This window comes from Lactococcus sp. FSL K6-0773, from assembly GCF_038006485.1.
Lineage (GTDB): Bacteria > Bacillota > Bacilli > Lactobacillales > Streptococcaceae > Lactococcus > Lactococcus lactis.
In genome coordinates this window covers 1,717,153-1,728,984 of sequence record NZ_JBBOVF010000001.1, presented here as the reverse complement: position 1 = coordinate 1,728,984, position 11,832 = coordinate 1,717,153, and the positions used below count along the sequence as shown (strand labels likewise).

13 protein-coding genes are annotated in these 11,832 nt (G+C 33.8%); 7 read left to right on the top strand and 6 right to left on the bottom strand.

What is annotated here, in order from left to right; genetic code table 11:
• The first annotated feature begins 102 nt into the window (after positions 1 to 102).
• The 3 genes from MHB61_RS08450 to MHB61_RS08440 all read left to right on the top strand — a co-directional run bounded on the left by MHB61_RS08450 (position 103) and on the right by MHB61_RS08440 (position 1,276).
• On the top strand, positions 103 to 369 hold the full coding sequence (locus tag MHB61_RS08450; RefSeq protein ID WP_003131820.1) for an IreB family regulatory phosphoprotein: 267 nt from the start codon (positions 103 to 105) through the stop codon (positions 367 to 369).
• Positions 369 to 800 (top strand): Holliday junction resolvase RuvX, encoded by a 432-nt coding sequence (ruvX, locus tag MHB61_RS08445; protein ID WP_003131821.1) that lies wholly within the window; start codon positions 369 to 371, stop codon positions 798 to 800. Before MHB61_RS08450 ends, ruvX begins: the two co-directional genes overlap by 1 nt.
• A gap of 152 nt (positions 801 to 952) precedes the next feature.
• Positions 953 to 1,276 carry a DUF1292 domain-containing protein gene (locus MHB61_RS08440; protein ID WP_003131822.1) on the top strand — a complete coding sequence of 108 codons (324 nt, stop codon included), beginning with the start codon at positions 953 to 955 and terminating at the stop codon, positions 1,274 to 1,276.
• Positions 1,277 to 1,306: 30 nt separating this feature from the next.
• On the opposite strand, the gene MHB61_RS08435 is transcribed toward MHB61_RS08440, so the two are convergent.
• The 4 genes from MHB61_RS08435 to MHB61_RS08420 all read right to left on the bottom strand — a co-directional run bounded on the left by MHB61_RS08435 (position 1,307) and on the right by MHB61_RS08420 (position 3,863).
• The gene (locus MHB61_RS08435) at positions 1,307 to 1,858 is read right to left on the bottom strand and encodes a TMEM175 family protein (RefSeq protein WP_003131824.1); all 552 of its coding nucleotides are present in this window, start codon (positions 1,856 to 1,858) and stop codon (positions 1,307 to 1,309) included.
• Between the two features lie 93 nt (positions 1,859 to 1,951).
• Entirely contained in the window at positions 1,952 to 2,737 is a 786-nt protein-coding gene (locus MHB61_RS08430) for an SDR family NAD(P)-dependent oxidoreductase (protein ID WP_003131826.1), read from the bottom strand.
• A gap of 19 nt (positions 2,738 to 2,756) precedes the next feature.
• Complete coding sequence (locus MHB61_RS08425; RefSeq protein ID WP_014570343.1) at positions 2,757 to 3,068, bottom strand: DUF2316 family protein; 312 nt, start codon at positions 3,066 to 3,068, stop codon at positions 2,757 to 2,759.
• A 102-nt stretch (positions 3,069 to 3,170) separates the two neighbouring features.
• Complete coding sequence (locus MHB61_RS08420) at positions 3,171 to 3,863, bottom strand: SDR family oxidoreductase (RefSeq protein WP_003131830.1); 693 nt, start codon at positions 3,861 to 3,863, stop codon at positions 3,171 to 3,173.
• A gap of 111 nt (positions 3,864 to 3,974) precedes the next feature.
• On the opposite strand from MHB61_RS08420, the gene MHB61_RS08415 reads away from it, so the two are divergent.
• Positions 3,975 to 4,520: a TetR/AcrR family transcriptional regulator gene (locus MHB61_RS08415; RefSeq protein WP_010905153.1), complete on the top strand. Its 546-nt coding sequence runs from the start codon at positions 3,975 to 3,977 to the stop codon at positions 4,518 to 4,520.
• An 81-nt stretch (positions 4,521 to 4,601) separates the two neighbouring features.
• Here the strand turns inward: MHB61_RS08415 and MHB61_RS08410 are convergent, their stop codons facing one another.
• The gene (locus tag MHB61_RS08410; protein ID WP_137016267.1) at positions 4,602 to 6,548 is read right to left on the bottom strand and encodes an alpha-amylase family glycosyl hydrolase; all 1,947 of its coding nucleotides are present in this window, start codon (positions 6,546 to 6,548) and stop codon (positions 4,602 to 4,604) included.
• A gap of 126 nt (positions 6,549 to 6,674) precedes the next feature.
• Entirely contained in the window at positions 6,675 to 6,995 is a 321-nt protein-coding gene (locus MHB61_RS08405; protein ID WP_003131836.1) for a hypothetical protein, read from the bottom strand.
• A gap of 471 nt (positions 6,996 to 7,466) precedes the next feature.
• On the opposite strand from MHB61_RS08405, the gene MHB61_RS08400 reads away from it, so the two are divergent.
• The 3 genes from MHB61_RS08400 (at position 7,467) to MHB61_RS08390 (ending at position 11,696) form a co-directional block, all read left to right on the top strand.
• Entirely contained in the window at positions 7,467 to 10,415 is a 2,949-nt protein-coding gene (locus MHB61_RS08400) for a collagen binding domain-containing protein (protein ID WP_262652067.1), read from the top strand.
• 31 nt (positions 10,416 to 10,446) lie between these two features.
• Positions 10,447 to 11,127 carry an IS6-like element ISS1S family transposase gene (locus MHB61_RS08395; protein WP_010890648.1) on the top strand — a complete coding sequence of 227 codons (681 nt, stop codon included), beginning with the start codon at positions 10,447 to 10,449 and terminating at the stop codon, positions 11,125 to 11,127.
• Positions 11,128 to 11,273: 146 nt separating this feature from the next.
• Complete coding sequence (locus MHB61_RS08390; protein WP_003108064.1) at positions 11,274 to 11,696, top strand: cupin domain-containing protein; 423 nt, start codon at positions 11,274 to 11,276, stop codon at positions 11,694 to 11,696.
• Positions 11,697 to 11,832: the final 136 nt, after the last annotated feature.

The following is an 11,832-nucleotide window of genomic DNA, read 5'->3' as shown; positions in this document are numbered from 1 at the left end:
TGATTGTCTTCTAAAAATGTGGACATCAGTTGGCTGACGGGATGGAAATTATTGATTTTTAGTTTAATCTGGCTTTACAGATAAATTTAAAGGAGGTGTCTTATGAGTTTTACAGATGAAACAGTCCGTTTTGAATTTGGTGATTCGGACAAGAAAGAAATTGGCGAAACACTCGTTGATGTTTACAATGTGCTTGAGGCTAAGGGTTACAATCCTATCAATCAAATCGTGGGTTATGTTTTGTCGGGAGACCCTGCTTATATCCCTCGTCATGATGATGCGCGTAATAAAATTCGCCGTTTTGACCGAGATGATATTGTTGAGGAATTAATCAAGAATTATTTGAAAGATAATGGTGTCAATTTATAGTGTTTGCACGAATTTTAGGGCTTGATGTCGGAACAAAAACTGTGGGAGTTTCTGTCAGTGATTTACTTGGGATGACCGCTCAACCTGTTGAAACCATTAAGATTGACAGTGAAGCCGGTGAGCTTGGCTTTGAACGTTTGGGCGTTTTGATTAAAGAATACAAACCTGAAAAGGTAGTTCTTGGTCTTCCAAAACATATGAACGGTGATGAAGGGATTCGTGCCGAAGCATCACGGGATTATGGCACAAAGTTGGCCAATGAATTCGGTTTGGAAGTCGCTTATCAAGATGAACGATTGACAACTGCGCAAGCTGAAAAAGTATTGATTGATGGTGGAGTGCGTCGTAAAGATCGCAAAAAATCGATTGATAAATTGGCTGCTGTTTTGATTTTACAAAATTATTTGGATGCTCATGCATTAAAATTATAATTTTTGGTTTACTGATGAAAGCTTTAGTTTATTTGTAAGTATAAAAATACTGACAAGTATTCGTAGGATTTTCTGTCAGTAAAAGTTGTCTATTTATTTTATTATGAATAGCAGAAAATTCCTCTAATTAAGGATGAAGAAAAGGAAATAAAATGACTCATACACATGATCACGAACATGACCATAATCATGAACCTGACTATATTACTTTGGTTGATGAAAATGGAAACGAAAGCTTGTTCCAAATTTTGATTACCATTGATGGACAAGAAGAATTTGGCAAAAACTATGTTGTTTTACAACCTACTGAGTTTGAAGAAGATGAACAAGGTCTTATCGATGTTTTGGCTTACTCATTTACTGAGAATGCTGACGGTACTGAGGGTGATTTGCAACCAATCCCTGAAGATGCTGAAGATGAATGGGATATGATTGAAGAAGTCTTCAATAGCTTTATGGATGAACAAGAAGATTAAAATAAAAAGCTGTCATTAACTGACGGCTTTTTATTTCTTTAAGAAACTTATGAGGGATATTGTAGCAAGCATAGCAACGCAAACTAAGCCGATAGGAGGCCAAAACCAAACGATAACAATAGAAAGAAAGTTGATGAGAAAAAGATTTCTACCTGAAAGACTGTGTGTGAGTTCTTTGTATTCTTTATCAGGATTTTCTTTGAGCAGCTCATGGTCCATAAGATGAAAAACAGCCGCCCAGAGAAAAATAACAATCAAGTAGAAAAATTCAGGGAGAAACTCACTTGCATGTTTTCCGACCCAACCCGTGGTGAAGGGGAAAAATGACATAATGAATAGCCAGAGCGTATTCAATAAGAATATTCGAGGAGTAATATTTTTAATATCACGATAAAGTTGATGATGATTATACCATACGGTCATAATCATAAAAAAGCTCAAAGCATAAGCTAAAAGTGGGATGGTTAATTCTGCCAGAGCAGGCCAGCCACTTTTATCAGGGGTTTTAAATTCTAAAACCATAATCGTTGCAATGATGGCAATAATAGCATCTGTAAAAGCCAAAAATCTTTCTTTTTCCATGGAATTATTTTATCATAAATGTTAAGATTTGCTTACGCTTTTTTCAAAAAACAATAAAAAAGTTACTGACAGATTAGTCAGCAACTTTTTTATTTATTTTTTAAATTTACGCTTTAAACCATTTTTAGCGACATCTTTAATGACTTTGTTACGTAAGCCTGGTTCATAGTTATCATAAATTGTTCCGTCAAAATTAATAATTTGAGCATTATGATTTTTGTCATCAAAAATAAATTTACTAATCATTTGAGCTGTTTCTTCAGGAGATTTTACAAACGGACTATCCCCAACTTTTGCACCGTTCAAATCTGTTGCAACTGCACCAGGCATAACAGCAAAGATTTGTTTTTTAGATTTATCTTTTTTGAATTGATGACCAAAAGCAAAGGTCATGGCATTTTGTGCAGCTTTTGAAGTGACATAAGCAAGTGGCATCCAATATTCTTGAGAAACGGGTACGGTGATGTTAATAATTTTAGCATTTTCTGTCAGTGAATGTGGAAGAAGTTCTTTGATCACAGCATGTGTTCCCAAAAAATTGGTTTTAATTGCTTCTTCTAAATCAGTTGTTGAATAATCAAAAGCTGATTTTTCCATATCAAGGTGCCCTTTATCTGAATGAATATTCCCAGAAATTCCAGCATTATTAATAAGTAAATCAATATGTGTTAGTGCTGACAGACTCGTCAATTGATTTAAGTCATCTAAATCTACTTTGACAAATTTGGCAGTAATTCCTTCGGCTTTCAGCTTTTCAACGGCTTCTTGTCCACGCGTTTCATTACGGGCTCCGACCAAGACTTCATAGCCGCGATGACCAAGGTTTTGAGCAAGTGCAAAACCAATTCCTTTATTTGCGCCAGTGATAAGTGTTTTCATGATTTTTCTCCTTTGAGTTTTAGTTGTCGCCTTTAGACATTTGTTGTTGGTCAATTAGATTGGAATTTAAAAACCAGTGACGGTGCCAATCTCCAGATAAAGCGGTAAAGGGAACAGGTTGTTGACCTGTTTTTTCTACTTTTTCTAGTAAATAATTTCGTAAAATCCAAGTGTCTTCGAGTGTTCTTTGTTTAAGATTAAATATTTTTTCAAGTTTTACTTCGCTAATTTTTAAATCAGTAGCAACTTCAGATTTGCTAAGTCTTGTGAGTTCAAAATTTTTACGGAGTTCTTTTTTGGTATTATGCATTTGAAGGGGATTAAGTGACATTTTTCTTCTCTAATCTTTCATTTTGGGAAAATAATTGCTGAGCATTTGTTGAGAAAGTAGTTTGGTGTTTTCGTCACTATTTACTTTGCCCATTTGGTGAAGTTATTTAGCAAAACCAGCGTCAATCCGTTCTAAGCCATTTTCAAGCCCGGCTAAAGTTTCACTAATTAAGTCTGAAAGTGCCATGTTATTGGGTGCGTCAGTATTTGTATGGCTTTCGAGATTTGTTTCAGCAACTAATGGTGGAACTAATTCGATGACTTTTAAAGTCTTTTCAAAATATTTAGCTTGTTCTCGAAGCGCATCAGAGTAAAAATGAATCCCAGCTTTGGTCAAATTGTAAATAGGGTGTGCACCGTCAGCCAGATTTGATAATCCTGATGAAACATTAATGACTAGTCCATTATTTGCGACAAGGATTTTCAAAAATGCTTGTGTCACAGCAATTGTTCCTAATAAATTAATATGAATTTCTTCTGTCAGTACTTCCAGAGAATTGTCAGATTGTTCAAATAAATTAATCGCACGCATAATTCCGGCACAGTTCATAATGACATCAAGTTGAGGGAAATTTTCTTTGATGAATTTGACTAATTGGGGGAGGGAGTCTTTGTCAGCAACATCACTGACAAATCCTGTAAAAGTTGGATTTTCATTTAAAATTTGATTAAGACGTTTTTCATTTCGGGCGGTAATGATGACTTTATTTCCTAATTCGGAAAACTTTTTAGCAAAACCAAGTCCGATTCCGCTTGTACCACCTGTGATTAAAATCGTATGTCCTGTAAATGTCATGATTTCTCCTTTTTATGAGGTTATTTTTTTTAACTTTTATAACCAACAAAATGAATTATAAACCAGAAAGTTATATTTGTCAAGAATTATAACTTGTGTTACAATTAATTTATGAATACACGTGAAAAGATTTTAGGAAAAACAGAAGAATTTATCTTAGAGAATGGAATAGAGAAACTCACCATTTCAAAAATTGCTAAGGAACTCAATATTAGTCAACCAGCTATTTATAAGCACTTTAAAAGTAAAGATGAACTTTTAACGATACTTGCCCTTCGTTGGCTCAATGGTCAGACACTTGTAAAAATATTTCCTTTTGACACAAGCAAGTATGAACATCAAAAAGAGATTGTTCATGATTGGCTCTGGTCAGTCGCCATTGCCAAATATGAAGCACATCGAAAAACTCCAGAAATGTTTGCCTTATACACAACCTACATTGGAGAAAATTTAGAATTGGGACGTAAACATATTTTAGAAATGGTTGAGAGTCTAAAGACAGCTGCTAAATTTGAAAGTGAAGAGGAAGCTGCTGCTTATATTCAAGCTTTTGTTTATTTTCATCACCCAAAAATTGCCCCACAGTGGGATGACCAATTTCAAAATCAATTTGAAAATCTCTGGACTTTGCTTGAACCGAATTTAAATGCCTTTTAAAGTTACTGACAGACTTTTTGGATTTCTGTCAGTAACTTTTACGATTTTGTCAGTAAAAAAAACCTGTCAATTGACAGGTTTTTATTCTTTAATTCGGAAAACCATGGCAGTTCTAGGTTCAAGGATTAGATTTAAATGCCCTTTTGACCAACCAAAACTACTTCTTGGACCAAAACCACCAAATTTTTGGTCATCACTATCGAAGATAAGTTCTGGTTTTTCAGGAAATTGGAGTTGAAGCTCTTGTTCATAACTAGGATGGAAATTAAAGACGAAAAGAAGTTGCCCTTTTTGGTAAGCTAGTAATTTATCCGAATTTTTTATCCAAAGTTGTTGGACAGGTTCTGGGCTTTCTAAAAACTTGTAATGTCGCTCTAGATTAATCATCGCTTGGTCAAATGCCAATAAATATTGGAAACGCAAATCTTTATTATCAGCTAAAGACCATTGTCTTCTAGCATGTTGGAAATCATCATGATTTTCTTGACGCGGAAAATCAAGCCATTCGGGGTGGCCAAATTCATTACCCATGAAATTTAAATAACCCTCACCAGCCAAACTAAAAGTAATTAGGCGAATTAATTTATGAAGTGCTATGGCACGGTCAATTTTTAGAGATTGATTATTAAGGTCCATTTTCCAATAAATCTCTTCATCAGCTAACCACATCATAATCGTTTTATCACCAACTAAAGCTTGGTCATGACTTTCAGAATAACCAATATTTTTTTCACCGGGACGTCGCGTCGTTAATTCCCACCAAAGACTCAATAAGTCAAGACTATTATCCGTTTTTTCTTTCAATTGTTTAATCCAAAAATCAGGAATTCCCATTGATAAACGGTAATCGAAACCAATTCCTCCACTTGAAATAGGTAGGGCCATTCCCGGCATGGCTGACATATCTTCAGCGATTGTTGTTGCTGATGGATTGAATAAATGTGTTAATTCATTTGCCAACATCAAATAAGTCACCGCTTCGATATCTGTATTGAGCGAAAAATATTTGCTGTAATCAGTAAATACAGTCCCTAAACCATGATCATGATAAAGCATTGAAGTCACACCGTCAAAACGAAAACCGTCAAAATGATAGGTATCCAACCAAAATTTAAGATTTGAAAGTAGAAAATGAATCACTTCATCTTTGCCATAATTAAAAAGTTTTGTCTTCCAAGCTGGATGATTTCCTCGTTCACCTTCATGAAAATACTGATTTTCTGTCCCATCAAAATAGTTGAGACCATCTTCGATATTTTTTACAGCATGTGAATGAACCACATCTAAAAGCACTCGCAAACCTATACCATGAGCTTGATCAATCAATTCCATCAAATCTTCTGGCTGACCAAAGCGACTAGAAATTGCAAAGAAATTGGAAACTTGATAACCAAAACTAGCATAGAGCGGATGTTCCATAATTGCCATCAGTTGAATAGTATTGTAACCAGCCTTTTTAATTCTTGGTAAGACATCGCGCGTGAATTCTTTATAAGAATTAATTTTATATTCTTCAGTTGAAATACCAATATGTGCTTCATAAATCAAAGGAGCTTCTTTTAACTGAGGGGCTTTATTCTTCCAATCATATTTTGGTTGAACAATCACTCCATCCAATTCATGGCGCTCATTGGGGATAGCAAACATAATATAAGAGGGAACACGATAAACTGTTTCACCAGACGGTAAAAGCAGCTTAACCTTCACCTTAGAACCCACAGGTAGCATACCCGGAATTGAAATTTCCCAAGTCCCACCATAGGCCTGTTTCAACTCAAAATTGTTTTCCCAATTATTGAAATCTCCAACCAACCAAGCTCTTTTAGCATTTGGTGCCCATTCGCGAAAAGTCCAGTGTTTACTTTCTTGTTGAAAGCCAAAATACTTATAACCATTAGCAAAATCAACAAGCGAACCATCAGTTCCTAAAAGCCGTTTTTTGGTTCGAGCAAATTCAAAAAGCCGCAAAGACAAATCTTCTTTGAAAGGTTCCAAATAAGGGTCGTAATCCAAAATATTTAGAGGCATAAGCTATTCTCCTTTTTACTGAAAATCATTTCTAGCTCTATTTTATCACTTTTGCAAAGGTTTTCACAATGAAATTCCCATATAAAATAAAAAATATTTACTGACAGAATGGGTCAGTAAATATTTTTATTCATCATTAAAACCAAACCAAGGGTCTTCCTCACCTCCGAGTGCTTCTTGACCAAAAGAAACTGTTTCTGGAATTTTGGGAGCATTAAAAATTTGCGAAGGAGTTGCTACATTTTCTGTCAGTAAATTTTTTTGGTCAGCAACTTTTTCGTCATTAAAAAGATGAGCTTCTAGGCTTTGAATATAATCATAAAACTCTGTCAGTAAATCATGATAAGCCTTTAATTCACTTGTTTTATTTAAATTTTTATAATTAGCCTGAAACTCTCCCCAACGTTCAGCAATGTGCTTACTTTTCATAAAATCATTATAATCCATATTTGTTCCTCGTTCCTTTCTCTTTATTATACATTATTATCCTTAATGCTTAAGCGGTAATATTTATTATTTAAAATAAGACTCAATTTAGAGGTGTAATGTAAAAATAATAAAACGAAAGTGAAACTTTCCCCTTTTAAAAAAGTATTATCTTATTTTTTTGTTATAAAAGTCGATTTAGAATCAAATTTTTATTTTTTATCGGTCTTTTTTTATTAATCATTTAAATATTTATGAAATATTAAAAAAGGGGCTAATGGCTTTATGGAGCCATTATGTTGCAGAAAGGCTATATTAGGAACCAACAAAAATATAAATAAAAGTAAGATAATAGAACTTAATGTACGAAATTTATTACACATTTGTATTGTATTATGCTATAATGTCCTAGAATCAGCAATTTTTATAAGAAAATGTAATTAATAAAATACATCGCTTACAAAACTGATTTAAAATCAAAAGGAGGACATTATGAAAAGTAGAAAAAAAGTTATTTCTATAATTTTAGGTTTAATGCTGCTTTTACAATATGTTATTACCCCAGTTGGAGCAATTGCAGGAGCAATAAATGAAGAAACAAATGATTCGGATATAATATTAAGTCAATTTAAAATAGATGAATCCGAAAGTAATGCTGATTTAATGACATTTGATTTAAGTCTCAAGATTAATCAGTCAATATTGAAAAGTAAAACAACTATTATTGAATTAGATAAATCAATTAAAATTAATGAACCAAATGAGGCTAACAGACAAAAGTCAACAGCATCTTATACTGCTGACGAAAATAGATTGACAATAGACCTTAATTCACTAAATACAAGCGAAGTGAAAGTCAATTTCTCAATCTCTAAAGAACTTTTGAAAAACTTTGAGCGATTAACAGCCAAATTAAATGATAGCCAGGTTGATGTATTGTTGCCAAAAACGAGTTCAACTTCAGAAACTCCAAGTCAGTCAACTTCCACTGTGACTCAAAATACTGTTATACCTGAAATCAAAGAAAAAGAAAGTAGTACGACTAAACATTCAGAGCAAGCTATAAAAACTGTGGAAAGTCAAGATATTCGTAAACTTCTAGAAGACTCAGGAATTTCACCAGCGACTATTATCGACTCAGCTAAGGTCATATATCTTGATAAAGAAGGAAAACCTTATCCAGATCAAACAGATGTTCCGATAGATGCAGAAGTTCAAATCGATTATACCTGGAGTATTCCAGAAGATATTTTACCATTGAAATCAGGAGATTACTTTGATTTTAAACTTCCTGATGGTGTAACAATTGAGCAAGCGACATCGTCACTGGGAGATTATGGAACCTATACAATTAATGCAGATGGAACCGTTCGTTTCGTCTTCAATGAAAAAGTTGAAACCTATCATGATATTAAGGGTACCTTTCATTATGATGCACATTTCGATAAGACAATTGTTCCAGGAGAAGTTGTAGTTGATACACCAACGGAGGAAAATTTTCCCCCTTCAGAAATTCATGTTCGGCCAACCTATGACCAAGCAATTGATAAATCAGGACATTTTGATAAAACTCCAAATCCTAGTAAAGTTATTTGGGAAATAAATATTAACCGTCCATTAAATACAATGGAAAATGCTACACTTACCGATCCAATGCCAGAAGGAACAACTTATGGATCCGTCGAAATTTACCCTGAGACAGTTGGAAAAAATGGAGAAATCATTTCCATTGATAAAGAACATCCTTTAGTAAAAGGTACAGATTATACTGTTGATTCAAATGGAAAAATTACTTTTATTGGTAAATATGCTACTACCGATCAAGCGTTCAATGTTGTCTATACAACAACTATCGATGAAAGTAGTTTTCCGGAAAAAGAGGGATCTGTAAGTTTTAAAAATACAGCGACATTAAATGATGGAAAAACAGATACCAATGCAAGTGCCTCTGTTACTGCGCAATATAAAGGGCCAATTAAAAAAAATGGACCATTTACAACAGGGAACGATCAAATTTATAATTGGAATATAGAATACAATTATAATGAAAAAAATCATAAAGCAGGGTCATTTATTGAAGATACCATGAGTGATGCCATCGAGCTGGTGAACGGAAGTGTTAAACTTTATAAAATTACTTTTGATAGTAATGGAAAAGAAATTAAAGGTGCTCAATTAAAAGAAGGGGAAGATTATAAACTTGTACAAGACCCTGATAATCCTCAAAAATTTAAAATTGAGTTTATTACTGATATTGATTATGCAGTAAAAGTTGAATATCAAACGAAGGTTAAAGATATCGTAGATGGAAATGCTACCATTGATAACTCAGTAACAACTGATACGGGAGATAACAGCGAGTCAGGTGGTAATGCAACTCAACAAGGAATCGTTAAAAATATTGATGGAGATATTGATTACGAGAATAGAGAAATTCCATGGAAAATAGATATTAATAGTGCAGGCTATTGGATGGAAAACTGGTCACTTGAAGACAAAATGTCTGAAGGTTTGACTTTCCTTGAAAATACTTTCCAAATTATTGATAAAACTGCTGGAAATAAAGTACTCTCCCCAACAGAATATACACTGATAAAAACAACAGCAGGCTTTTCAGTTTCCTTTAATTCCCCACTTAAGGAAGGGACAGATCATAAATATCAAATTAAATACAAAACAAAATTTGATACTAGTGTAATTGATAATGGGTCTGGTCATGAAGGAGATATCAAATTTGTAAATGATGCTTCAATGACTTGGAAGGATAAAAATGGAGGAGATCATACTAATAATGATCATAAAGAATTTAAACCAATACCTCCGTTCCAATATAATGGACAAAAATCTGGTTCATATAATGCAACCAGCAAAAAAATTACCTGGACAATTGCAGCAAATTTCAATCAACAAGAATTAAGCAATGCCTCAATAACTGATCCAATCTCTGATGATCAAAACTATGTTTCTGGAAGTGCTAAAGTATATGAAGCTACGATTAATAAAAATGGTACTTATACTTTAGGTGCTGAAGTTACTTCAGATATGGGAATAAAAATAGTAGAAAGCAAAGGAAGTGTTAAGGTAGAACTACCAGATGGAAGCACAAAAGCCTATGTTCTAATATTTGAAACAAGTCTAGAAGGTAACCTCATCAATCAGAAGGAGTACAAAAACAAAGCGACATTTACAAATAAGGACATTTCACATGATTTAAGTGCTAGTGTTACTCCAGCACATCAAGGAGAATTCGTAACGAAAGATGGTTCACAGTCAAGTACAGATTCTAATTATGTAAATTGGAAACTTACAGTAAACGCCTCGCAATCTACCTTAAAAAATGTTGAAGTCACTGATAATCCTTCCTCAAATCAGTATATTGTAGCAAAAGATATTCTTATTGGTTCTGTTGCAAAGTTTTCTGATAAGTCTATTTTAGTGTAAAATGAATAAAAATGACAGCGAGGATATATCAATGAACTATTTTAAAGGTAAACAATTTCAAAAAGATGTGATTATTGTCGCTGTTGGTTATTATCTACGTTACAATCTAAGCTATCGTGAAATTCAAGAACTCCTTTATGATCGTGGGATTAACGTTTGTCACACAACTATTTATCGTTGGGTACAAGAATACAGTAAAGTCCTCTATCATCTCTGGAAAAAGAAAAATAGACAGTCCTTCTATTCGTGGAAAATGGATGAAACTTATATCAAAATCAAAGGTCGTTGGCATTATCTCTATCGTGCAATTGATGCGGATGGATTGACTTTAGACATCTGGCTACGCAAGAAACGGGATACTCAAGCTGCTTATGCGTTCTTGAAACGACTCCATAAACAGTTTGGTCAACCAAGAGTAATTGTCACGGATAAAGCGCCCTCTATTGGTTCTGCATTTAGAAAGTTACAGAGTAACGGTTTATATACTAAGACAGAGCATCGAACCGTGAAGTATCTCAATAACCTCATTGAGCAAGACCATCGACCAATCAAACGACGCAATAAATTTTATCGAAGTCTACGAACTGCCTCAACCACGATTAAGGGCATGGAAACAATTCGAGGAATATACAAAAAGAACCGAAGAAATGGAACGCTCTTCGGATTTTCGGTATCTACTGAGATTAAGGTCTTAATGGGAATATTAGCTTAAGAACAAGAAGGATTATAAACCTTGTATTTGATTTTTAAACTTTGCAACAGAACCTTTTTCTTTGCTTTGTAAACGGTTTTATGTTATTACTATAGTATAGATTAATTATTAGAATTAGTCTAATTAAGAACAAGGAGGACTTTCTAATGACATTCGATTATAAAGATCATGGCAAAGAAAAATTTATCGTTAACATTGAGGATTATACCAAAGAAAACGAGAATTACCGTACAACAATTTGGACTGGTGAAAAACTTCAGGTTACATTAATGGCTATTGAACCCGGTGACGATATTGGTTTAGAAGTACACATGGGTATCGATCAATTCCTCCGTATCGAAGAAGGTAAAGGTTTATGCCAAATGGGAGATGCCGAAGATAATCTTACATTTGAACAAGAAGTTTCAGATGATGATGTAATTTTAGTACCTGCTGATACTTGGCATAATGTAACCAATATTGGTGACAAACCTCTGAAAATTTACTCAATTTATGCAGGTCCTGATCATGTCCCTGGTACAGTACATAAAACGCATGAGGAAGCTAAAAATGATCCTAATGAAGACTAATTTTAGTTATATGATTTGTCAAATTAAGGGCACCTCTAATAACTACCAATTAATTCACCTCTAAATGAAATTAGAAAAAAACACAGAAAACTAAGCATAGTCTACTGTGTTTTTCTTTATGTTACAGACGCCACTT

Bases quoted from the DNA above. Each gene is read 5' to 3' on its own strand.
- MHB61_RS08435 (WP_003131824.1), bottom strand. From the start codon at position 1,858: ATGGAAAAAGAAAGATTTTTGGCTTTTACAGATGCTATTATTGCCATC.
- MHB61_RS08410 (WP_137016267.1), bottom strand. From the start codon at position 6,548: ATGCCTCTAAATATTTTGGATTACGACCCTTATTTGGAACCTTTCAAA.
- MHB61_RS08450 (WP_003131820.1), top strand. From the start codon at position 103: ATGAGTTTTACAGATGAAACAGTCCGTTTTGAATTTGGTGATTCGGAC.
- MHB61_RS08395 (WP_010890648.1), top strand. From the start codon at position 10,447: ATGAACTATTTTAAAGGTAAACAATTTCAAAAAGATGTGATTATTGTC.
- MHB61_RS08440 (WP_003131822.1), top strand. From the start codon at position 953: ATGACTCATACACATGATCACGAACATGACCATAATCATGAACCTGAC.
- MHB61_RS08420 (WP_003131830.1), bottom strand. From the start codon at position 3,863: ATGACATTTACAGGACATACGATTTTAATCACAGGTGGTACAAGCGGA.
- MHB61_RS08400 (WP_262652067.1), top strand. From the start codon at position 7,467: ATGAAAAGTAGAAAAAAAGTTATTTCTATAATTTTAGGTTTAATGCTG.
- MHB61_RS08390 (WP_003108064.1), top strand. From the start codon at position 11,274: ATGACATTCGATTATAAAGATCATGGCAAAGAAAAATTTATCGTTAAC.
- MHB61_RS08430 (WP_003131826.1), bottom strand. From the start codon at position 2,737: ATGAAAACACTTATCACTGGCGCAAATAAAGGAATTGGTTTTGCACTT.
- MHB61_RS08415 (WP_010905153.1), top strand. From the start codon at position 3,975: ATGAATACACGTGAAAAGATTTTAGGAAAAACAGAAGAATTTATCTTA.
- MHB61_RS08405 (WP_003131836.1), bottom strand. From the start codon at position 6,995: ATGGATTATAATGATTTTATGAAAAGTAAGCACATTGCTGAACGTTGG.
- MHB61_RS08425 (WP_014570343.1), bottom strand. From the start codon at position 3,068: ATGTCACTTAATCCCCTTCAAATGCATAATACCAAAAAAGAACTCCGT.